Source organism: Gimesia maris, assembly GCF_008298035.1.
Classification (GTDB): domain Bacteria; phylum Planctomycetota; class Planctomycetia; order Planctomycetales; family Planctomycetaceae; genus Gimesia; species Gimesia maris.
Genome location: NZ_CP042910.1, coordinates 2224542 through 2248253, shown reverse-complemented (window position 1 = coordinate 2248253; position 23712 = coordinate 2224542). Strand labels below are relative to the sequence as shown.

At 49.0% G+C, this 23712-nt stretch carries 19 protein-coding genes; 7 read left to right on the top strand and 12 right to left on the bottom strand.

Going from position 1 to position 23712, the window contains the following annotated elements:
• The first annotated feature begins 780 nt into the window (after window positions 1-780).
• The gene (locus GmarT_RS08510; protein WP_002644816.1) at window positions 781-1536 is read left to right on the top strand and encodes a hypothetical protein; all 756 of its coding nucleotides are present in this window, start codon (window positions 781-783) and stop codon (window positions 1534-1536) included.
• A gap of 14 nt (window positions 1537-1550) precedes the next feature.
• On the opposite strand, the gene GmarT_RS08505 is transcribed toward GmarT_RS08510, so the two are convergent.
• On the bottom strand, window positions 1551-2915 hold the full coding sequence (locus tag GmarT_RS08505; protein ID WP_002644817.1) for an aspartate kinase: 1365 nt from the start codon (window positions 2913-2915) through the stop codon (window positions 1551-1553).
• Window positions 2916-3402: 487 nt separating this feature from the next.
• Here GmarT_RS08505 and GmarT_RS08500 point away from each other — a divergent pair, with 487 nt between their 5' ends.
• The 3 genes from GmarT_RS08500 (at window position 3403) to GmarT_RS08490 (ending at window position 10056) form a co-directional block, all read left to right on the top strand.
• Window positions 3403-3942, top strand: a complete 540-nt coding sequence (locus GmarT_RS08500) for a DUF6790 family protein (protein WP_002644818.1) — start codon at window positions 3403-3405, stop codon at window positions 3940-3942.
• 62 nt (window positions 3943-4004) lie between these two features.
• Entirely contained in the window at window positions 4005-6371 is a 2367-nt protein-coding gene (locus GmarT_RS08495) for a coiled-coil domain-containing protein (RefSeq protein ID WP_002644819.1), read from the top strand.
• A 448-nt stretch (window positions 6372-6819) separates the two neighbouring features.
• The gene (locus GmarT_RS08490) at window positions 6820-10056 is read left to right on the top strand and encodes a response regulator (protein ID WP_187782354.1); all 3237 of its coding nucleotides are present in this window, start codon (window positions 6820-6822) and stop codon (window positions 10054-10056) included.
• On the opposite strand, the gene GmarT_RS08485 is transcribed toward GmarT_RS08490, so the two are convergent.
• From GmarT_RS08485 to GmarT_RS08455, 7 genes are read right to left on the bottom strand one after another with little or no spacing between them, the layout of a single operon-like run.
• Window positions 10048-11151, bottom strand: coding sequence for an SAM-dependent methyltransferase (locus tag GmarT_RS08485; RefSeq protein ID WP_002644823.1), 1104 nt, complete (start codon window positions 11149-11151; stop codon window positions 10048-10050). The genes GmarT_RS08490 and GmarT_RS08485 overlap by 9 nt on opposite strands.
• A complete protein-coding gene (locus tag GmarT_RS08480) occupies window positions 11148-11942 on the bottom strand; it encodes a DUF1295 domain-containing protein (protein WP_002644824.1) in 795 nt (264 codons plus the stop codon). Before GmarT_RS08480 ends, GmarT_RS08485 begins: the two co-directional genes overlap by 4 nt.
• Window positions 11939-13246 (bottom strand): SAM-dependent methyltransferase, encoded by a 1308-nt coding sequence (locus GmarT_RS08475; RefSeq protein WP_002644825.1) that lies wholly within the window; start codon window positions 13244-13246, stop codon window positions 11939-11941. Before GmarT_RS08475 ends, GmarT_RS08480 begins: the two co-directional genes overlap by 4 nt.
• On the bottom strand, window positions 13246-14028 hold the full coding sequence (locus tag GmarT_RS08470) for a DUF1365 domain-containing protein (protein WP_044236724.1): 783 nt from the start codon (window positions 14026-14028) through the stop codon (window positions 13246-13248). Before GmarT_RS08470 ends, GmarT_RS08475 begins: the two co-directional genes overlap by 1 nt.
• A complete protein-coding gene (locus tag GmarT_RS08465) occupies window positions 13944-15278 on the bottom strand; it encodes an NAD(P)/FAD-dependent oxidoreductase (protein ID WP_002644827.1) in 1335 nt (444 codons plus the stop codon). Before GmarT_RS08465 ends, GmarT_RS08470 begins: the two co-directional genes overlap by 85 nt.
• Complete coding sequence (locus GmarT_RS08460; RefSeq protein ID WP_002644828.1) at window positions 15275-15691, bottom strand: thiol-disulfide oxidoreductase DCC family protein; 417 nt, start codon at window positions 15689-15691, stop codon at window positions 15275-15277. The genes GmarT_RS08465 and GmarT_RS08460 overlap by 4 nt, the downstream gene beginning before the upstream one ends.
• A gap of 32 nt (window positions 15692-15723) precedes the next feature.
• The gene (locus GmarT_RS08455) at window positions 15724-16668 is read right to left on the bottom strand and encodes a sigma-70 family RNA polymerase sigma factor (protein WP_081459404.1); all 945 of its coding nucleotides are present in this window, start codon (window positions 16666-16668) and stop codon (window positions 15724-15726) included.
• 245 nt (window positions 16669-16913) lie between these two features.
• Between GmarT_RS08455 and GmarT_RS08450 the strand changes: the two genes are divergently transcribed.
• Window positions 16914-17807 (top strand): helix-turn-helix domain-containing protein, encoded by an 894-nt coding sequence (locus tag GmarT_RS08450; RefSeq protein ID WP_002644830.1) that lies wholly within the window; start codon window positions 16914-16916, stop codon window positions 17805-17807.
• Here GmarT_RS08450 and GmarT_RS08445 read toward each other — a convergent pair.
• Window positions 17795-19609 (bottom strand): arylsulfatase, encoded by a 1815-nt coding sequence (locus GmarT_RS08445; protein ID WP_002644831.1) that lies wholly within the window; start codon window positions 19607-19609, stop codon window positions 17795-17797. The two genes, GmarT_RS08450 and GmarT_RS08445, sit on opposite strands and share 13 nt — an antisense overlap.
• Window positions 19610-19792: 183 nt before the next feature.
• Here GmarT_RS08445 and GmarT_RS08440 point away from each other — a divergent pair, with 183 nt between their 5' ends.
• The gene (locus GmarT_RS08440) at window positions 19793-20245 is read left to right on the top strand and encodes a VOC family protein (RefSeq protein ID WP_002644832.1); all 453 of its coding nucleotides are present in this window, start codon (window positions 19793-19795) and stop codon (window positions 20243-20245) included.
• A gap of 5 nt (window positions 20246-20250) precedes the next feature.
• Here GmarT_RS08440 and GmarT_RS08435 read toward each other — a convergent pair whose 3' ends face one another.
• Window positions 20251-20616, bottom strand: coding sequence for a cupin domain-containing protein (locus GmarT_RS08435; protein ID WP_002644833.1), 366 nt, complete (start codon window positions 20614-20616; stop codon window positions 20251-20253).
• A gap of 170 nt (window positions 20617-20786) precedes the next feature.
• On the opposite strand from GmarT_RS08435, the gene GmarT_RS08430 reads away from it, so the two are divergent.
• Window positions 20787-21437, top strand: coding sequence for an FMN-binding negative transcriptional regulator (locus tag GmarT_RS08430; RefSeq protein WP_002644834.1), 651 nt, complete (start codon window positions 20787-20789; stop codon window positions 21435-21437).
• Here GmarT_RS08430 and rny read toward each other — a convergent pair.
• A complete protein-coding gene (gene rny, locus GmarT_RS08425; RefSeq protein ID WP_002644835.1) occupies window positions 21434-22981 on the bottom strand; it encodes a ribonuclease Y in 1548 nt (515 codons plus the stop codon). The two genes, GmarT_RS08430 and rny, sit on opposite strands and share 4 nt — an antisense overlap.
• Before the next feature lie 298 nt (window positions 22982-23279).
• Window positions 23280-23537 carry a hypothetical protein gene (locus tag GmarT_RS08420; RefSeq protein ID WP_149302541.1) on the bottom strand — a complete coding sequence of 86 codons (258 nt, stop codon included), beginning with the start codon at window positions 23535-23537 and terminating at the stop codon, window positions 23280-23282.
• Between the last annotated feature and the right edge of the window lie 175 nt (window positions 23538-23712).

Here is a 23712-nt window from a genome sequence, read left to right as displayed (position 1 = left end):
TGTCGGGCAAGCCGAACAGATGGCACGCGCTCGTCTGATTTTGCAGGAGACATTGCAATTAAGATAAGAGGTTTACGGGTGCCACGGCCCGGCTCGTCCGGCCGTGAAAACAGTGTATGGAAGCTCGGTTCTGGAACGAACGCGGGAGCTGCTACATCCTGCTCGCTGTGCTCGGCCCGATTTGCATTCAGGCTCACACTGCTTTATGGGCGTGTGCTGGCTAGCTGAGCACTCTCCGGCAAGCCGACAGATGGCGCCCGAGGTGTGGGAGGATATTGAATTATGTTTGTGGTTGTGATGTTCAATCTGATGACCAATCTGATGGCTGGTGTCAGTGGTTCATTGCATGGTGGATTATTTTGTGGAAGGGCGTGGGGAGGTCAAGGGGGATGAACAACAAAATGTGGCGATCTGTGTTGACAGGGGTACGATGTCTGGCGGTGCTGATGTGGTGCCGGGACGAAAACCTGCGATGTGCGGCGACCCGCAGGCATACATCGGTAACGTGTGTGGATTCGACAACTGAATATCTGGAAAAAACAGGCTCATTTATAGTGAAGAGAACGAACAAGTGTCGCGTGTTTTGGTGCACTGTAAACTGGCCACGCGCGCGACCCGAATCAACGCTTATCTCCAGTGGCGCGCCGCGGTCAAGTTCATTTTATGCAGGAGGAGTGCGGGAATGTGTAGCAGCAGGTGCGGGAATTCCATTTTGTTTCCGTCCATTTGTGGTAAACTGATCCAGGTAGAACCCGGTCTTGATGAGCAAGGAATGTTAACATGACAGATCAATCCTCAGGCTGGAAGCCTGCTGACTACCAGAATTTTGAATCGATTCATACTGAAGCCTGTGAGGACCGACGCGCTGGCCGTTATGCAGAGGCGTTAGCCAAACGAGTCTGGTACCATGAGAATGCTATCGAATCACCTGTTCGATTGTCATTTGCGCTAGGAGACTGGGCCGAATTGAGTCAGGTTTATCATCCCGCCTTGGAAAAGCTCATAGTCATCCGAGATACTGCAAAAGAAAAACTCTTTAATGGAAATGATCGTGAGGAATCATTTCATGAGTTTGCCAGCATCAATCAATGTCTGGGCGATGAGCGACTGACTGCTGAAATGTTTCTCTGGCTGGAAACCCTGGATACTGAACTCGCCAGAAAATGCTACCCTTTTGCAGAATCAGCGCTCATTAGTGCCGGTGAGTATCAGCTTTGTGGAAAGTATATGGACCCGCACGAAGCATTCCAACAACGTCTTCATATTTTCGAGCATCAAAAGCGACTGCCTGATAATCCGCTCTATCAAAAGTTGAGAACTGCGAGGCCAGATCTCGGTCCACTAGTCGAGAAAGCGACTAAGGATAGTTTCACTAACTCCATCGCCACAATCGTTGCCCTGCTGGTTCTCAATGATCGCAAAGTGGAAGCACAGGAGATCGCAGGGCGTGCTATGACCGAACTGAATGATGGGAATCTGGACTCGACAATCGCCTCGGCGCTAGAAGGTATTTTCCCACCCGCATACGATAATTGAGAAGTATTAAAAACTCACGAGCCGGCAATCAGTACTCGATACAGGAGCCGCAGGGCATCGTCGGCGATTGCCTGGCTGACGCCGATGTGGAAGCAGATTTGCGACGGACTCTGGTCGATCATTTCGATCGGGATATGGTGCTCGCCCAATGCATTGATCGCATCGACCAGGGGATAGGAGTTACGTTTGAGCCCCAGCCCAACCGGGGTAATGATCGACAGATTGTAAACGACGTCCATGAAATCGGGCTTGAGCTGTTTTTCAATCGTCCGCCGGAGATCGTTGATGCTGCCTTTGAGGTCATCCTGTTTCACGAGTACGGCGATGTCGTCTTTATCGGTGGGATAGTGGTATGTATTGATTCCGTAATTCTGAAAGATGGTCAACAGTGTGGCGGTAAAGCCGACCTCTTCGCAGAGCATGTCTTTTTCCAGATAGATATAGGCCATGTTATCCAGCCGGGCGATACCGACTACGCCTTCTTCGGGGACGCGCTCGTTGAGAATCTGCGTGCCGGGATCATCGGGGTGATTGGTATTACGGACGTGAATCGGAATTTTTCGTTTGCGGCAGTTGAGCATTGCATCGAGGTGGAACACGTTCACGCCCTTGGATGACAGCAGGCGAATTTCTTTAAACGTGAGCCGCGGAATCGCACGGGCAGCGGGGATGATGCCGGGATCTGATTCCAGCACGCCATTTACGTCGGTCCAGTTTTCGTATTTATCCGCATCAATGGCGTACGCGATTTCGCCTCCAGTGAGATCGGAACCGCCACGTGAGAAGACGGCGATTTCTCCATGCTCTGTCACGCCATAAAAACCGGGAACGACAGTGATCATTTCCGTGCCATCCAGGGCGGCGATATTTTCATAGGCGATCTCTTCCACCTTGGCATCCAGAAAACTTTCTGTCACCAGAAATCCGAATTCTTCCGGCAGAGAGACGCGGGCCTCCATCCCCTGCTTTTGAAAATAAGCGGCTATAATGCGCGCATTATAATGCTCTCCACGTGATGCCAGAAATGCAATTTGCCGTTCGCCTTGCAGCTTGGTCTCCAGATCCTGCTTCAGCGATTCCAGCATTTTTTTGCCGTCGATTCTCAGATCATTGATGATGCTGGTAAATCGCTCTAAGACGGCCTGCTTGCTCTCACCAGCAGAAATGGTCTTTCGTTTTTCCTGGAAGTGAGTACCATTTGAGGCAATATTCAGGAGATGATCTGTGATTTTCTCTTCATTTTTATAGATGCGTCCTGGTGCGGAAACGACGACAAATCGTCGCTGGGAATCATCTGCGACAATTCGTCGCACTTTTTCGATCTGATCTGCGTTTGCTACGGAGCTGCCACCAAACTTACAGACTACACTGTTTGTCATTCTAACCGGTTTCTCTCTTTATGATTTTTTTGTGATCCATTCACTGCTGCACACGACCGATCGATTACAGACGGTCATGCTGTGGAACTTCACTACTGATTGTGTTGTGTTATATAAAGCAGACGGAGTCGTTAGTCGATTCAACGTCAATGATTATCTGCCCGGAGTTTAAGGGCTTTGAGTTCACGAATTCAGGGACAACGCGTGTCGTCAAACCATCATCGGAATTCACAGGGAGTCATTTCAAACGAAATAACACATCGACTGGATAGATTAACAATATACGAATGACAATCGCATCGCAACTGTATGAATGCTGTTATACTGCCGTCTGCATCAATGCCAGACTGAGAAGAACAGCGAACAAATCTTTTCGATCTGGAAAACAGGGGATTCAAACCAAATTCATTTGTTTTTGAAAAAATGTGATACGAATATAATATTTTGATCGATCAAATCATTTTGGGTTTAATGCAGAAGGAAACTGATGAGTACCGCAATTCGCCTTGTCATGGAAAACTTCACCTTCAGTTTCCTGGTTTTGGGACTAATCGTTTCCGGCATATCACTCTGGAGACAAAAACGCCCGCGGAATGCCGCTGTAATTATCGAAGCATGTTTTGCTTACTTTCTCCTGTTCTCCGTCGGCTGTTCTTTTTTCTACAACTTCATCATGCATTCTTTTTTTGGTGAAACCGCAGCCCGATATATTGGCTGGGAGCAGAGTCCGTTTCAGTTCGAGGTGGGGACCGCCAGCCTGGGATACGCCGTCGTCGGTTTCCTGGCCTTCCGCGGAAGCTTCGGCATGCGGGCTGCCGCCGTTGTGGGACCGTCAATGTTTCTGCTGGGCGCTGCAGGCGGGCACATTTACCAGATGATCACAGCGCATAATTTCGCACCGGGAAATGCGGGTATCATCTTTTACACCGATATCCTGATTCCAATCATCGGTTTTGTACTGCTGGGAATGCAGTACCAGTATCAGCGGGCGCCGCAGGCTGCTGCCAATGATCAATCGCAGCTCTAAAAGGAAAAAAAACACGGATCTGTTTAATCCACGCTCTGCCTGCCTGCGTTAGTCACTAAAGCATGAAATTTCTTCACACAGCAAAAATCGGAAAACTGAAGACAAACGGGCCGCGGCTGTTATTCCTGCTGGTCATATTCGTGCTTAGTCTTCGTCTGATGGTGGTCGTCAGCAGTTCCCCCTCCGGCTGGCGGTCCTTTCGGAATGACTGGGAAGTTCAGGTGCTGCGACTGCTCGGCCGGGCGACATCAGTCGGAGAGGAGCCACCCCCGGTTCAGGCGGAATACTGGCTGGATCAGATCAGCCGGATCCCAACGACGCAGACAGATCCCCAGGTCGCACTGGGAGCAGCCTGGATGCTGGCCGAGCCGCAATACGGATTCCTGAAACGAAATATCACTTCCAGCCAGGATCTACAGGAACTGTCTGAGGGATATTTTGACAGATTCCATCAGTCCCAGGCGGAATATCAGTCAATCTGCCGCACCGGCTGCCTGGCGCAGGCGGCGATGGCCACGCGTCTGGCTCCGGAGAAAGTCGAATTCTGGAGACAACGCGCATTGCTGCTGTTTGCGGTCCATGATGATTCAGAACAGGAGCTGCCCACTGAAGGCTGGCTACAAATACTGGAAGAAGGTGTGGCCCACGATCCGGAGAATGCGCTCTACGATTACCTTGCAGCACTCCAGTTCTATGAGTTGTCCGCCGAACCGGTCTGGGATGAGGAAGATCAACTGAAGCTGATAATTACCGATCCACAGATCTATGCACAGGCTGAGCAACGACTGCAGGCGGGATTGAAAAAAACAACCCTGGATGTCGGCACGATCACCTGGTCGGCCACCCTGGCATTTTTAAAACAAACATCACTCCCGCTGGGAGAACAGTTCAAAGCTGCAGAAGCCAAGAATCCCAGTTACCCGGCTGTCATGATCGTCTCTCAACTGTCACGCTGGTTAAACAATGCCTGCGAATCCGATCTGCGACAAGAAAAATATGACTCGGTGATACAGAATGCAGGCCGTGAGTTGCGGATCGCAGAGCAGTTATCGGGCAAACAGAATTTCTACGAGCGGACGTTCTTCAAATTCAGCTTTCGCACATCGGGATTGGGACATTTATACCAGGTACTGCAGTTGCATCCTGAGTCATTCACTCCTGCGGAGACAGCAGAACTCAAGCAGGACCTGCATCAGGCCTGGCTGCAGCGAAACATCTTTATGGAAGCTCTGGATCAATACCACGAACATAAAGATGAGCAACCTGCTGGTGACGCGTCCATGGCTGCCGTACTGATTGAGCCGGCCCAGCGTTTCATCATCTTTCTACTTCCTTTGTCACTGCTGCTGGTTCTGATAGCCTCATTGACCGGCCAACCGGCTGACAGCCCCGCGCCTCAACCGGGCTGGTGGAGAACCCTGATTGCCTGGTGCGCTGGGGTGAGTCTGAGCCTGTTTATCTGGGGTGTCATCCCGGCTGGTATCCTCCCGGAACAGGCGTGGAATATCTCGCTGCTCTGCCTCTGCTGGCTGACTCTGATCCTGGTTTTAGCGGTTTCCCTGCGACTGCTCCGCAGGCAAAAAGATCTGTCCTGGCCTCAGCTGATTTCGCTGCTGCTGGTCCTGGCAGCTCCCGTACTGATCTATTTTCAATTCACGTCCCTGCTGGCATTTGTGGAACAGAACTGGATACACGCATCCCTGGTGTTGCTCATCCCGGTTTCGCTGCTACTCGTTGTACTTTATGGAACTGCAGTCTTCATTGCATTTTGTTTTTTACGTTCTGCCGGGCTGTCTGCACGTCGAAAGCTGATTGCCTGCTGTCTCGTTTTCCTGGTCACTTTGTTAATCTTTCCCGCCGGCGCCATGGTCTTCCGAGGCACCCTGAATCCAGCGGAAATGCAAACCTGGTTCGGCCGTGAAGTTACCGTGGCAGATACGGATTTTTTTCGCATGCGGGCTGCCTGGAACAAGCAACCGCAAAAGCAGATCCCCGCCTGGATCTGGATTTATCCGCAATGGACTGCCCGACAGGGCGAAGGTTTCGCCGTTTTACTTTCGCTTTCCATTCTGCTCGGCTGGTCTCTACTGCGATGGTCACGTTCCTCCCAAGCCCCGCAGCCTGACTCTGCTGCTGTCAGTCCACGACCAAAGAACTGGCAGGCGGGAGTTAGCCTGTTGAGGCGTTCCAGCCTGATTGCCCTGCTGGTCGTGATGACGGTTTACCTGGCTGCCCTTCCCTCTGTGATCAAAGCAGACAACCGAAACCACCGGAGACGATATCAAGCCCTGATAAATCCATTAGAACCACTACAAAAGGTCGACCAGATTAAGGCTGAAATCAAGAAAGATCGGGCGTTGATGCAGTCGTTCAACCAGCAAATTAGAGAAATTAAACAGAGGCTGATTGAAGAGGCAGAACAAAAATAGAATCACACTTCAGAAACTCCGCCAGAACAAATGGAATCGGCATTTCGAAGATTCATTTTCGATTCGAAAAGATCGTTGACAAACTTATCCGGCACCCACATCTCCTTTAGTTCGATTTACCACTTCCTGCCGTTGTAAACGATAATACCGTCTTCTCCACAGTGAGGAATCTCCCTGCAACCATGGTGAACCCTGCAGTTTTTCACTCAACTTCTGGAAAATTGACCTAAGTTTCTGTGGTATTTGATGCGTCCTTCTGGGAACAGATTACCTTTCTGCAGCGATTCTGTCTGGCATCACAGGATCACCGTCTCTATTCCGACCTGTATGAGATCTGATTATGCGTTCGAGAACTATACCATTATTTCGCGCCAGGATGATCAGGACTGCCTGCCTGTTGTGTTTGATTCAGTTCGGGATTTACGACACCTTGACAGCAGCGGAGACTGTGTCTTCCGCTCCCACAAAGAGTTGTGCCGACGGTCACTGTGCGCAAAAGGCAGCAAAACCCGAACTGCAGGCGGAAGGTCCTGCTGTCTTTTTTTCAAAATTGTTTGATACCAGCAGTTTTCCACAGCGCTGGTACTGTGGCACCTGGTCTACTGATGTAGGCTGGCTGCATATCATTTCAGACACGGCCATCTTCGGCGCCTACTTTGCGATTCCCGTAGTGCTGCTCTACTTTCTTCTGCAACGAAAAGATCTGCCATTCCCTAAAATCATCTGGCTGTTTGCCGCTTTTATCCTGTTTTGCGGTTTCGGTCATTTAATAGAAGCAGGCATCTTCTGGTGGCCCATTTATCGTTTTTCCGGATTGATCAAAGCCTGTACCGCCATCGTTTCCTGGATCACGGTATTTGCTCTGATTCGATTTGTCCCCGAAGCCTTGAAACTGCCTTCAACGGCCCTGTTAGCACAGGAATTACAGCGAAGTAAAGAACGTCTGGATTTCGCACTCGATGCTGGTCAAATCGGCGTCTGGGAATGGAACCTGAAAACTGACACACTGCTCTGGGATCGACGGACCCGGCAGATTTTCAACATTGATCCTGAGGTGAGAGACCTCTATCTCACTGACTTCACTCAATGTCTGCATCCTGAAGACAGAAATGAGGTTACGAATCAACTTGAACAATGTATTCAAACGAGAACACCCTATAATTCAAAATTCCGGGTAGTTCACTCAGATGGTTCGATCCGTTATGTCCATGCACAGGGGCGGGCTTTTCTGGGCAATGATGGTGAGCCGGAGCAGTATATCGGTGTCTGTCATGATTTCACAGACAAACAGCTTCAGGAAGATGCCCTGGCAGAAAGCGAACTGAATTTCCGCAGCACGTTTGAGCAGGTCGCGATGGGAATTGCCCATGTCGCCTTGGATGGACGCTGGCTGCGGGTGAATCAGAGGCTCTGCGAAATCTTTGATTATCAAGCAGAAGAACTCCTCGAACTCCGAATCCATGATTTGTCGCATCCTGATGAACTGGAGATTGTCTTAAAAAATATGCAACGCATGCAGGCGGGAGAAATCAAATCTTACTCAATCGAAAAACGATACCTCAGAAAGGATGGTTCTTCTATTTGGACAAACCTGATGGTCTCACTCGTCAGGCATCAGTCCGGGGAACCAAAACATTTCATCTTTGGAATTAAAAATATCCAGAGGCGTAAGGAAACAGAACAAAAACTCAAAGCAGCTAAACTGACTGCTGAGGAGGCCAGCCAGACCAAAAGCGAATTTCTGGCGAATATGAGCCATGAACTGCGTACTCCACTGAACGGTGTGATCGGCATGACAGAACTGCTGCAAGGAACGCATCTGAATCAGCATCAGCAGGAGTTTGTGGACGCCTGCAGGAGCAGTGGAGAGTCCCTGCTCAATCTGATTAATGATATCCTCGATTTTTCTAAAATTGAAGCGGGTAAGCTGGATCTGGATCTGCATGAATTCGATCTGGAAAACGTTTTAATGGATACGGTCAGTACCCTGGTGTGGCGCACCAATGAAAAGAATCTCGAACTCCCCTGCTTTGTTGACCCGGAATCTCGACTGACGCTGAAAGGTGACAGCTACCGCTTAAGACAAATCCTGGTGAACCTGATCGGGAATGCGATTAAATTTACGGACTCCGGTGAAGTCGTGGTTCGTACCAGAACCGTTTCGCGCGAGAACGGAAACATCCGAATTCATTTTTCAGTGACGGACACGGGAATCGGGATCTCCGAATCCAAAATCAATCGTCTGTTTCAGTCATTTTCACAGGTCGATGCATCGACCACTCGAAACTATGGTGGCACGGGACTCGGTCTGGTGATCTCACAAAATCTGGTGGAACTGATGGGGGGCAGGATTGGAATCGAAAGTCAGGATGGTGTCGGATCTACATTCTGGTTTGAAATCCCCTTTGAAATCTCAACATCCAGTACAAATTCACAACCGGAGATCAAACAGCTTGCCGGAAAGCGTGTCCTGATTGTCGACGACAACCGAACCAGTCGCAATATTCTTTCTGATTACATGCTGGAATGGGGACTGGATCCCGTTGAAACAGCTTCGGTTGCCGAAGCAAAAACGGCCCTTCAGGAAGCCCATCACCTGAAAAACGCTTTCGATATTGTCGTGACTGACTTTGAAATGCCTAACCAGAATGGTCTGGAAACCGGCCGGGCATTGCAACATTCAGATATACCTGTAATTCTGCTGACAAGCTCACCCGATACCCGGTTAGATCCAATCGAACTGCAGAAATGTCATATTACGCTCACCATGAGAAAGCCGGTACAACGACATAAATTGTTGGAAAGTATTTACCATCTGTTAACCAGTCAAAAAGAGGAATCAATCAGAAACTGCACTGGCACCACAGAACAGAGACCGATTTTCTCTCAAACAACACGCATCCTGCTTGCGGAAGATAACAGAATCAATCAATTGTATTTAACGGAACTGGTCAAACAGTTGGGCTGCCAGTGCGATACAGTCCTGAATGGCCAGGAAGCAATTGACGCGGTGCTGTCAAGTCATTATGACCTGGTATTAATGGACTGCCAGATGCCGGAACTGGATGGGCTGGAAGCAACGCGACGGATTCGAGAACTCGAGAAACGGGGGCAGTTAAAGAATAAACTGCCGATCATTGCACTTACAGCAAACGCAATCAAAGGCGACCGCGAAAAATGCCTGGACGCAGGGATGAATGAATATTTGAGTAAACCGGTGCAAAGTGATCATATTATAACCGTGATGAAACAGTTTCTTAAGCAAACTCAATCAGAAGAGGCGGATCAGTCTCCTTTACACGGTACGAGTGAAGTGGAAACACATCAACCTGCCATTGATAGTGTGGCATTGCGGGAACTCTGCGGTGGCAATCTGGATTTAATCAACTCATTGCTCGATGAGCTGGAGTCATCGGGAGATGCGCGCATCACACAAATCCAGAAATCAGCGGAAACATCTGATGCGAGAGGTATTGCAGAAGCGGCTCACTCCCTGAAAGGTGCCTCCGGTTTCCTGTGTGCAATGAAGCTCAAGCAACTCTCCAGCGAGATTGAACAGGCGGGCGAAGCAGCCGAACTGGACAAGATCACAACTCTGGTCGATGGGGTAGCACAGGAGATGCAGCGTTGTCTTGCAGAGCTCCCCCGTCTCAGAGAAGAAATCAAAACCATGAATTCAGAATGAAGAATATTCTCTCTCTGAAGAAACAGTATTCGTTTTCTCTGACGACTGTGGCACCAGAAGATAGTGTGAGACATACCATTCCGTCCCTGCGCGATAGCCAAACAGCTCCGCAACGGCCATAAAGAACAACCGCCAGCGGATCAGCCAGCGTGCTGCTTCTCTTTTTCCATAAGTGTCAACCAGAATGGGCAGGATCGTTTTTCGCTGCTGATCCAGTTTTGACAGCCATGCTTCAGATGTTTTCTGATAATGCTCACCTCCCCAGCGCCATTGTTTTGTCACGCGCATCTGCTCTGGAAACTGAGTTAACAGCTGATCGCTGGGCATGATGCCGCCGGAAAAGAAATGGCGACCCATCCAGTCATCCGCGTTTTGATCATTGAATTCGTATGCAAATTCCCGATGGCAGAAGACGTGAATCAGCAGTTTCCCCTGTTCATTCAGCCAGCCTGCAATTCGCTGCAGGAGTTGTTCATAGTTCCGCATATGTTCGAACATTTCAACAGAGACCACACGATCATACGTTTCCTCTGGAATGAATTCATTCATATCAGCGGTAATCACCTGGATTCGGTCTGCTACTCCCCGTGCCACCGCCTGTTGTTCAATATATTCTCTTTGTGAATGAGAATTCGAGACCGCCGTAATCCGGGAGTCAGGATAATTTTCCGCCAGCCATAATGTTAATGATCCCCACCCGCAGCCCAGTTCGAGTATCGACATGCCATCCTGAATATCCGCATGCTGACAAGTCTCACTTAGAGCGGATGCCTCTGCTTCATCCAGTGTTTCCACACCTTCAGGCCAGTAACAGCAACTGTACTTGCGATGGCTGCCTAACACGCTCTTGTAGAATTCAGCGGGTACTTCGTAATGTTGCTCGTTGGCCTTTTCCGGCACTAATGCAATGGGGCCTTGCCGACTGGCGTCAATGAAGTTCTGCTGTATCTTGCTATTTGATTCTGGATCACCAGTTTCCAGATTCGACAACCTTTGAGCGCAGAGTTTTCTGATCGCACGACGAACGATCACATCCGGTACCCAGCCCCGCTCTACCAGCTCAATTCCAATTTTGGTTAATGTTTCATAGTTCATGTTGTCACCTGTTTTGAACGGGGTAGCCAGGGAAAAAAAGCACTCGTCGTTCGCTGATATTCTCGATACGCATCACCACGACTTTTCAAAGCCTGCGCTTCTGTTGGAGGAATTCCGGTCACGTTAATAATAAAATGCAACATCAGAATGGGGCCGAACAGTGTGAGCCAACCCCAGGGGGCACTCAAAGCCAGACAGACATAAGCCCACCAGTGCAGCCATTCAAAAAAATAGTTGGGATGTCGGGAATAGTTCCAGAGTCCTTCTCGACAGACCTGCCCTTTGTGAACTGGATTGGCACGAAAACGGGACAGTTGTCTGTCTGCTGTCAACTCACCTGCAATTGCGACCAACCAGATCAGAACACCAGCTAAATCTACCAGACCAAAAGGAGACTTCCCTCCGGCAGCGATCAGCATCGGTAAAGCAAATAACAGACTCCCCGCAGCCTGAAGCTGGTAGAACCAGAACATACGGTATTGTGCCGCGGATCCCCAGTTTTCTTTTAATGTCTGATATCGCCCGTCTTCGGGCATCGTCATAACTCTCCAGAGAACGTATCCACTGAGTCGCAGTGCCCAACCCATTGCCAGTACCGCCAGTACAATTCGTCTTGTCATATCGCCATCATGTCGGCCCCACACAAAAAAGAGAGTCAACAGACCGACTCCCATTCCCCAGGCCACATCGACAATACCGGCGTCTCCGGTTTTACGCTGCAACAACCACAACAGCGCCATCACAGCAGACATGCTCAGCCAGCCATATAGAATCATCAACCACAGATTCATGCAGAAACCTCCAGCTCCGGCAATGAACGAATCTCATCAGACTGAATGAACTGCGGGTCGAACCGACTATCAGGCCGGGCAAACAACATCTGCACGGTATTGCATTGCCGCTCTTCAAATGCTGCTTCACAATAACAGAAGTAATAATTCCACATCCGGATAAAAGATTCGGAATAACCCAACGCGCGCACCTCATCGAGTCGTTCGTGGAACTGTTCTCGCCAGCAACGCAGGGTCTGTGCATAATGCGGGGCGATATCATCCAGTCGCAACAGTCGCAGATCGGTCACCCTGGCAGTGGTTTCTAATATCGCGGCGACAGAAGGCAGACAACCGCCGGGAAAAATATATCGTCTGATGAAATCAACACTCTTAAGATATTCCTGAAACCGCTGATCTTTGATCACAATACTCTGGAGAAACATCATCCCCTCTGGTCGCAGCAGTTCACAACATTTTTGAAAGTAGGTTTCAAAGAACTCGGCTCCCACAGCTTCGATCATTTCAATCGACACCAGTTTGTCATATTGTCCCTCCAGATCCCGATAATCCGTTAACAACAGTTTCACCTTACCCGACAATCCTGCAGCATCAATACGCTCTGCTGCCAGATGGTACTGTTCTCGAGAGATGGTTGTTGTCGTTACGCGACAACCATAATTCTGTGCAGCATATAATGCCAGACCTCCCCAGCCAGTTCCGATTTCCAGCAGATGATCATGAGGCTGCAGATTCAGATGTCGACAAACCCGATCCAGTTTTGACACGGAGGCTTCCCGCATTGTTGCATCAGAGTGCTCAAAGACGCCACAGGAGTAACTCATCGTTTCGTCAAGAAACAAACGATAAAAGTCGTTGCCCAGATCGTAGTGTTCCTGAATATTCTGAGCAGCGCCGATGCGTGTATTCCTTCGAAACCAGTGCCCCATGCGTGCAACAGCCTGTCGCATGCGGGCCAGCCCCCCTTCAAACTGGTCGGTCACATCCAGGTTTCGGATAAAGATCCGCACGAGTCCTGTGAGGTCATCCGTGGACCAGTCACCATCCATTAAAGCCTGTGCGATACCCAACCCGCCCCCCCGTACTGCGGCCTGATAAAAGCGAGGGTGATGAACAGTGACTACGACCCGTAAATCTGATTCATCTTTACCAAAAACAGTAGATTGCGTCCCTTCTCTCAGTGTGATCTGTCCTCGAACTAACCCGTTCAGCTTTTTTAAAAGCAACTGTCGACAGGTAGAATTCAATATTCCAATTTTTGAAGATGACGATTCCTGCTGTGTGATAGGATGGTTTTGCAGCATTATGGTGTCCTTGATCTATTACCTTGTTTTGAAGCAGTTCGCTGTTTCGGATGCGGATAAAAGGGCACCCGTTTCAACCATAATCTCAGGGCCTGCCAGTAAATGGCGGCAATAATATACCACATCATAAACGGATAGGAGACCAGGGAACGCAGCAGGTTCAACGTCGTGATCTCCTGTCGCTTCAGGCTCATGGTCACATCCAATACCCGTTGCTGGTTCTGATAATTTTCTATATGAACTGCCACATTTTCTGCAGGTAATGTGAACCGCCAGAAGTATTCCATGTCCAGCGGGAGAAATGGCGAGACATGGAAATTCTTTCTTGTGGGCTTCCTTTGTAATTGTTGCCCAAACTGATCTTGATCAATTATATAACAATGCCGCTCCCCCCAGGGAGTATTATTCACTTCAGCCACGATCGTTTCCAGACTTTCATTTTGCTGATCGAAACAGAAGTAAAATGAAACGGGGTTCATCACAAATCCAAAATACCTCAAATGAGTCAATAGTCGAATTGGCCCACCCGGTCTGGTTCTGCCTGACTGAGCTACCATGTCCCTGACGGATTCATCAAGTGATACCTGTGGATCCCCCAGGTGATCTTCCCGACAGAACTGTGCCAGAGCCATTCGCCGTGTAGACCAGCAGAATCGACCTTTAAAAACAGAATCGAGTTCAGCCAGATCCAGATACATCAGGAAGATTCGATTGCGAAAGCTGTGCTCGACGGGAGCATGGCGTCTGTGTTGAACCCAGCCCGTGTAGATACCACTTTCCATAGATCTGTCACTCCCAGTAATTCGCGACAGACAGCCATGGCACTGTTCACGCCATCTTCGTGGAAACCATTTCCCCAGTACGCTCCACAAAACGATGTGGAATTCTGATTGATCACCGCAGCCTGCCTTTGCTGCGCCGCTGCACGTTCGCTGGTAAAGACAGGGTGAGCATACTCGATTTCCCGAATCACTTTCGTGGGATCAACCCGATCCTGCCCATTCAGGGTAACACAAAAGACATGCTTCGACTGAATTCCCTGCAATAGATTCATCTGATAAGTGACAGTCGCTTTCCGGTTTTCCCCACGCGGCATAAAGTAATTCCAACAGGCCCAGGCGCGTCGTGAAACAGGCAGGACCGATGTATCGGTATGCAGTTGAGCTATATTTTTCTCGTAAGGAAAAGCTGACAGGAGTTCCTGTTCAATCGGCGAAGCCTGATTCCCCAAGATACGTAATGCCTGATCGCTGTGACAGGCGAAGACCACATGATCGAACTGTTCGAGCGAGCCATCCTGTAGATTGACATCGACCTGACTTTCATTACGCAGCACAGAATTGACCGGGGAATTCACACGAATGGATTTTGTAAATCCAGCGGTCAATTCTTTAACGTACTGCTTTGAACCGCCGCAGATGACACGCCACTCAGGACGGTCGCGAATCGCCAGAATCCCATGATTCAAATAAAACTCGACAATGAAACGGACCGGGAATTTTTCAAATGTTCCAACCGGACAGGACCAGATTGCCGACCCCATGGGTAAAAAATACTGTTCGATAAATTCTTGAGAGTACTCATTCGCTTTTAAATACTCTCCCACCGTCAGTTGATCTTCCTCAGACTCTAAAAGTTGAACCGACTGCCGATTAAACCTGAGAATATCAGCCAGCAGACGATAAAAACGGGGATTGATCAGGTTGCGACGTTGTGCAAAAAATCCATTCAAGTCAGCCCCCCGATACTCAAGACCCGATCGGCCGCACTTCATACTGAAGCTCATCTCGGTCGGCTGCGACTTGACCCCCAGTTCATTTAAGAGCCGGGTAAAATGAGGATACGTCTGATGATTGAAGACAATAAATCCTGTGTCGACGGCGTGCTGTTCTCCTTTTATCTCGACATCAATCGTATTTGTATGGCCGCCGATATACTGATTTGCTTCAAACAACGTAATTTCATGTTGATGATGTAGAAAATAAGCAGCCGTGAGTCCTGATATTCCTCCACCGATGATGGCGATCTTCATGAATTGACCTCAGACTTATGAGTGGTAATGCGGCAGCTTGAATCCTGATTCTGACAACGTCCTGTCAGGCTCAATCGCTTCTTCGCAAAAATCTGATACAGATAATTCAGACCGTGTGAGATTCCAGGCAGACGCGAAGGCCAGACCAGACAACGATACCCGACTGCAGAATAAAGACGTCGAAAGACTTCAACTCCGGTAATCCAGGAACCGTCTGGCAGGCGGGCATGCATTTCCTGCATGAACTGCTGCTGCGTGATACCATATTCCGCTGCTTTAAAATTCGGGCTGGAGATATCCGTAAACTGAATCCTGTTCTGGCGGTCCAGACGTTTTAACAGTTTGACTTCCCGCAGACAGAGTGGACAGGCCCCATCGTAAAATGCTTCCAGATCATAACATAGATTTTGCATCTGGCTTCTCCTCAGAAGTTTCGTGATTGAATCTAATCGCAGACCAGATCACGAATCAGTTCCAGCCGGGTCCCCTGTGTTACGGCTTTTAATTTCGCAACTGCACGCTGCTCCAGTTGTCTCACTCGCTCCTTGGATATTCCCAACTGGTCCGCCAGTTTCTGAAAGGTCAGTGTCTTGCGATGCTTTCCCAGGGCAAACCGGCTTTTCACAATCAACTGCTCGCGTTCATCCAGAGTGTCAATCGATTGATTCAGCAATTCAGAAAGCTCATCCCAGGTATCGGTTCCCATCAAGGGATTTTTTACTGCCCCGGTTTCTTCCATAGATTGTTCCGGGGGCAGTTGCTTGTACTTTGCACGTTCTTTTTTGCGATTGGCTATTTTTCGATAAGCAAAATTTGAGATCGCATGATATGCGTAAGTGCTGAAACGAAATCCCCGTGAATAGTCAAATTTATCAATGGCTTTCAACATTGTCAGACAACCATCGCTGAACAACTCGTCAAATGAAACACCTGTCGTTGTACATTTCTTGACGATGGAGGCAACCAGCCGCATATTGCGACGCAGAATTTCATCACGCACCAGTTGAGCTCGATGCAGCAGTTGCTCAATCAGCTCAAGCTGGTCTTCAGTGACCCAGTCGGGATCCAGCTGTGATCGATATTGATTTGCTTTATATTTGAGAAAATTAAAACTGCGAAACAGTTTTTTTTCCTCTTCAGCAGAAAGCACATCCGCTCGACACAGTCGTGAGATCGTTGTACTACCGCCAGATGAGCTGGCTCCCTGACCAGGATCAACCCACGCCCCCATAGAACTGGTAGCGAAATCACCTGGGATCTCTGATTCCAGATTGGCGTCACCGAAACAGGGGTTGGAAATAAACTCGATTTCCTGATCCAGTAATTTGCGGGCACGACAGGATAAACGTTCATTCCGGCAAACATCATACTCCATTGAACATACGACCATTGTCTTCTTCCCAATAAGAGAAATCGTTGATTACGTTCTGATTAAACTATATCCATCACCCTCTCGTAAAACAACCCTAAATTCGTTCAAATCGTTCTTTTCGAGTGTGTTAGCCTATATCGAGCAACCATAGAGACTTACAAATATCACCCTTGTCATATACCGGTTTGCAAGCTAAGATTTTAATATGTGATTAAGTTCCCTGACGTTAATTCGACCATATCGTTCAATCAAAGATGGTAAAAATGAGCGTATTCCTAACCCCCAAACAGGTCTCCCGAGCAATTCAGGTCAGTGAATCTTCCGTGAAACGCTGGTGCGACAAGGGAATCATTCCCACTCAATACACTGCGGGTGGACATCGACGAATCGCCCTCTCAGAATTGATCGAATTTCTCAGATCCAGTAAGCATCAACTGGTTCGTCCGGAAGTGCTGGGACTTCCTTCTACCACCGGTCAAACGGTCTGGGTAATTGATCGAGCGGCAGAACAGGTTACGGAAGCACTCCTCAAAGGAGATGAGGAACAGTGTCGTCAGATCATTCTCGATCTTTATCTGGCGGAGCATTGCATCAGTTCCATCTGTGACCTGGTAATTGCCAAAGCTTTCAGCAATATTGGTGATCGCTGGGAATGCGGAAAAGCAGAGGTCTATCAGGAACGGTATGGCTGTGAAGTTTCCTTACGGGTACTACATGAATTACGGACTCTCATTCCAAATCCTCCAGCAGATGCACCGGTGGCAATCGGCGGGACCCCCGAGGGTGATCAATACAGTCTGCCGACAACAATGGTCGAACTGGTACTGAGAGATTCAAAATGGAATGCAGTCTCGCTGGGAACAAACCTGCCTTTCGCGACCCTGAGAGCCGCGATCCTGCAGCATCGTCCACGTATCTTCTGGCTCAGTGTCAGCCATATCATTGATGATCAGAATTTCATCCGTGAATACACAGAACTTTATGATGAATTTGGACTGGATGTTGCTTTTGTTGCAGGCGGTCGTGGCATGACCGAGTCGATACGTCAACAGATACAATACTCTGCATTCTGCGATAACGTCCGACATCTGGAATCGTTTGCTCAGACCATTAAAAATACCACTGAAAAAAATGCGGATCGAAATCAGTCACTTTGACGATTTACATAGACATAATAGGCTCCGCAAATCTCTTTCCCCTGCCCATCCAGTAGCCAGGTCGTTAACTCGACGGGCCCTTTCTCTAATGAAGTAGTAAAAGTAATCGATTCCGCTTTAGAATCTGAATTTGCAGTCGCTGTGAATGTTCCAATTTTAATTTTTGCCTTTGTGACCGGTAAAGCGACCCCTTGAACAAGCAGTCCATCGGTTACTTTGAGTGCAGGGGTTCCTTCCGTCAGTTGCAAACCACTCTCTCGCGGCCAGCGACGCAGTTCAAACTGATAGTTGCCAGGGCGATCTACGATTAAATGCCACGTACCATTTCTCCTGACTCCCCGCCGTACCTGCCTTTGCTGATCAACGAAGACATCCAGCCATTCACACGCTGTCAGCATCGCAGGATTCTCTGACGGATGTCCGACGATGACCCGTTGCGGGACTGCAACAGTGGGCTCTAATTCACTCCACCATTGATCCAGGTGTGCCTGCATTTTTTTGACAACTTCCGGATATTCCGCGACAACATTTTTCTGCTGAAGCGGGTCCGTCGTGAGATCATAGAGTTCCCTGTTCTCCAGCCAGCGCCACCGCTTCCACAGCACCGCTGAACCCTCTTTGCGTGGCTGAGAGAGATACATGCTTTTCTTATTTCCGGGGAAAGGCATACGGCTGTAGTCGATGACCAGCATCCGGTCTGGCAAAGACTTCACAGCACCTCTCAATCTGGGTACCAGACTGATGCCATCCAGGCGGGGAAGTGACTGTGGAACGTCACACAATTCGGTTAAAGTCGGCAGCAGATCCTGCACGTGGGTTAAGTCATTCAGAGCGCGAGGTGCCCCCAGCTTGCCGGCCGGCCAGCGAATAAAACAGGGAACGCGATGGCCGCCTTCCCAGAGTGTGACTTTTTTGCCTCGCATACCGGCATTAAAGTAATCCGGCCCCATCGTGCTGCCATTATCGGTCAGAAAGACAACAATCGTATTATCAAGCAATCGGGAATTTCTCAGCTCCTGATCAAGCTTACCTATATTCTGATCAATGTTCGCACACATGGCGAGATAGCTGACCAGCGACTTACGTTTTGCTGCTGAGAGATGGGCAACCAGCGATTCATTTTTCTCTATAGCCTGCTCAATGGGTCTGCGAAACTGGTCGGGAACAAAGTGGGGACCATGCGGCGCATTCAAAGGCAGATAGGCAAAGCAGGGTTGCGAGGAATCCTGCGAACAGACCCACCTGGTCATTTCACGAAAAAACACATCAGTACAATAGCCCTGAAATTTTTCCCTGTTTCCATTATGCGTGTAGGTATCTTCAAAATAATCATTATTCCAGAAATCAGGCACAGCCCCTATATGCGAAGAAGGAAACCAGAGAGTCTCCTGAAAACCTCGATCTTCCGGACGAAACGGGTAATTATCGCCTAAATGCCATTTGCCGAAGATCCCTGTCCGATAACCGGCTGCCTGAAACAGATCAGCCATGGTTTTCAGTTCGGGGCGTAACAAAGTGCGTCCACTGCTGACATTCATTGCCCCATTCCGAAATGCATCCAGCCCGGACATCAGTTGCCCCCGCGTTGGCGTACACATGGGGGCGACATGAAAATCGGTCAGCCGAATACTCTCTGCAGCCAGCTGATCCAGATGAGGCGTTTTTAAAATCGGATTCCCGTGACAGGAGAGTTCGCCGTAACCCTGGTCATCACTCATGATCAGAATCACATTCGGTCGTGAAGCAGCATTGATTGAATTAATCGATAAAAGCAGAACACAGATAACGAACGATAATCGCATTAGAAGTTTTCCCCAAATTGAAAGGAACCGCTGTCTGCATTCAATCGACGCAAAATTTGAAGTTACCGATATGGGTCTCGAACCATTGATTGTATAATGGGCTTTTATCGGCATCAAACTCTGCTGCTTGAGAATATACCCTTTTCAGATTCAATTTCAATCAACCGAGGAAGGAGAGATCCGATGACGACTCCCTATATCCCCAAAGGCTATCACACCATTACTCCCTACCTGCTTGTGGAAGGGGCAGCTGAAATGATCGAATTTCTGCAAACGGTGTTTGATGCCACCCCGATCCTAATTTCCCGGCATGGCGATGAAATCGGGCACGCGGCACTGCAGATTGGTGATTCCATGCTCGAAGTAGCCGATGCCTGTGAGGAATGGGGGCAGACTACCGCAGCCATTCATCTGTATGTGCCCGACGTCGATGCAACTTATCAGAAAGCCCTTGATGCAGGCGCAACAAGCTTGCGTGAGCCCGCCGACATGTTTTATGGAGAACGGGGCGCGTCAGTGAAAGATCCCTATGGTATCAGCTGGCACATCGCAACTCAGACTGAAGAGCTCACCACCGAAGAACTTCACCAGCGAGCAGAAGAGTTCAAAGCACAACAGGCCCAGCAGCAACAATGAACCGCTCAGGCATCATCGCCTGATACTGGAATATATTTGTTAAACAGTTCCGCGTAGTCTTCCCGCACCGGACTGAATACGTCCAGAACAACAGCAGGGCCATCGACGGCAACAGCCTGGTGAGGCGTGTTTGGAGGAATGATAAACATGGCACCTGCTTCGACAACCCGGACTTCGTCACCCATCGTCAGTTCCAGTTTGCCTTTCAGCAACATCCCCCCCTGCTCATGAGGGTGATGATGCAGGGGCACAATCGCACCTTCATCCATCTCCAGATAAGAGAGCATCAGATTTTCTCCAAAAGGAGTTCGCATTTTACAACCGGGAAGAACTTCCAGTGGTTTAACGGATTTGATATCGATGAACGGCATGTGGAATCACTCCTTTATTCAATGGGATGTCCGCTGAAAGAAATGTCAGCTCACCCTCTCAAAATAAAGAAATCGTATGGGAATTGATAGTCAGACGAACCTGCTGTACTCTTTCACTGTCATAACCGGTTGACAGTAAACCTTGAATCTCTCGCTGCAGGACTACTCTCATGTACGTACCATCCTCGTTTGCAGAAACGGAGTTGAAGACACTGCACCGATTTATCGAAGAGCACAGCTTTGCTACCCTGATCACAAATGCAGAAGGCTCTTCTTTTGCAAGTCATCTGCCTCTGTTACTGGATCGCTCTGTGGGTGAATTCGGGCAGCTAATCGGCCATCTGGCGAAGGCTAACCCACAGTCAGATCAGCTTCAGAACCAAAGTCTGCTGATGATCTTTTATGGACCGCATGCTTATATTTCTCCAGCCTGGTATGAATCGGACCACACGGTTCCCACCTGGAATTATCAGGCAGTACACGTATATGGTTCCTGCACACTTGAGACTGATCCAGCTCAACTGAAACGGATTCTCGATCAATATGTTGCCTTCTATGAGGCAACTCAACCAGTACCATGGTCGATACCCGATTCGGACATTGATTTTGTGGATTCTTTATTGCCGGCGATTGTCGGCTTCAGGATACAGATTGAGCGAATTGAAGGAAAATTCAAACTCAATCAGAACCATTCTGCAGAACGCCAGCAAAAAGTCATCAATGCACTTCTACGCCAGACTGGTGAAAACGAAAGAGCCATCGCCGCCCAGATGCAGGCCAATCTGCATCAAAGTGGAAACGACTCCCCTTCCCGGTCTTAGCGTGCATATTCCACAGTGCGTGCTTCCCGCATGACGGTCACGCGAATCTCTCCGGGATAAGTCAGTGTATCCTCAATAGCCTTGGCAATATCTTTACACATCTTTGCCGCTTCCCGGTCATTCACCTGATCGGAGTCAACAATCACCCGGACTTCACGGCCCGCCTGAATGGCATAAGTATGGTCCACGCCTGGAAAACCACAAACCAGGGTTTCCAGCTCTTCGAGTCGACGGACATATTTCTCGAGAGTATCTCGCCGTGCTCCAGGACGCGATGCAGAACAGGCGTCTGCAGCAGCCACAAGTACGGTGTAGATATAATCAGGACGAATATCATCATGATGGCCGGCAGCAGCATGCACCACTTCCTGAGATTCACCATAGCGTTTCAGTAACTGCGCCCCGACAGCAGGGTGCCCCCCTTCCATCTCATGGTCAGCTGCTTTACCGATGTCATGAAACAGACCACATCGTCGGGCGATGGTCCCGTCCAGACCGAGTTGCTCCGCCATCATGCCGGTCAAAGCTGAGACTTCAATCGAGTGCCGAAGCACGTTCTGGCTGTAACTGGTGCGGAAATGCAGACGTCCCAGCAGATCGATCAGTTTGGGATTCACGCCGGAAATATTCACTTCCTGGCAGGCATTCTGCCCCATGGTCTGAATATATTCTTCCAGCTCTTTCTGGGTCTCTTCGACCACTTCTTCGATTCGTGCAGGATGGATTCGTCCATCGTTGACCAGTTTCTGCAATGACATTTTACCGATCTGGCGGCGGACGTTATCAAAAGCGGAAACCACAACAACGCCGGGAGTGTCATCCACAATCACATCGACTCCGGTCGCTTTTTCAAAGGCACGGATGTTGCGCCCTTCACGACCGATAATCCGACCTTTCATTTCTTCTTCAGGCAGTTCGACTGTGGAAACAGTTGTTTCCGCCACGTGACCGGAAGCGAAACGCTGCACGGCCATGCCAATCGTCTCGCGGGCAATTTTATCACAGGTCTGCTTCAACTCGTTCTGGTGCTTCATAATCAAAGCACCCGTTTCGTTTTTCAGATCATTATCCAGTCGATCCAGCAGCATCTGCGAAGCGGTCTCCCGATCCAGGCCACTGATCTTAAACAGTTCTTCCTGCTGTTTCTTCAGAGAACGTTCCAGCTCCTGCTCGCGTGCTTCCACAGCTTTGGAGCGGGCGGCGAGCTTTGACTGTGTGGTCTGAATCATCGCCTCTTTTTTAAGAAAATCAGCCTGCTGATCTTCCAGCGCATTTTCGCGTTTGCTGAGTTTCTTTTCGACGGACCATAGCTCTTCCCGTTGCTTGTTGACTTCCTCTTCCAGCGCCTCACGCCGTTTAAGCAGTTCCTCTTTCGCTTCCAGCTTCTGGCTTTTGAGCAGGTTTTCTGAATCGAGCTCGGCCTGTTTCAGAATCTGAGCATAAGACTGGTAGGCAGACCCGCGACGGATCCGATCAATGAAATACCCAATAATGACCCCGACAATGAACGCCAGGGCCGCTCCGATAGCGACTTCGGTTAACATATCCCAGGTGCTTCCTATGCGCCTATAGTGAAAGCCCCTTTCCTGCCTGATACCATTTGGCGTTGATATTCGACAGAGACAAAATTGTATCTCCCTGAACTCACCCGCAAGCGAATTCAATCAGATCGATACAAATCATGTTGTCAGGAATTTCATGAGAATGACAGGAGCGTCAGGGAGTTCCTCGATTTTGCATGCCTGATAAAAGAAATGAAATCAAAGGCATGGCGAAACCTCAAGCAGTCCGGAAAAAAGATAATACGCTTTCAACAAACATATGGCCCGTGCTTTTTACCTTTTAACGACGCTTAAAGCACCATTGGTCAGAGCGCACCTTGACTGGCACACGTAACCGCTGTTCGATCCCCAGACAAGACAAGACTCGACGCATCATTTCATTTTCCTCTGCCTGCTGAGTCAACGACTCAACTTGCGGATAGAAATCGCTCGCGGAACGAGTCGATTTCCATGGTTGCATCAGCGTCGGCAATACGCGCACCGCTCTGGTGAGCAGAACATAAATTGCTAGAATTGTCTCATTGAGAATACCAGACATTGTTGATTCTCCAACTCAACTGAAACCGGGTCTACTTTAGAAACTCTTAAATCACAAAGAGTACTCCACTTAAAGTTAAGTGATAATACCCGCTTGCGACAATGCTCCCTGTCAAACTTTGAAATGCCGAAAGGAAACCTAAAAATAAATAAACAATGAAACTATTATGAAAAGC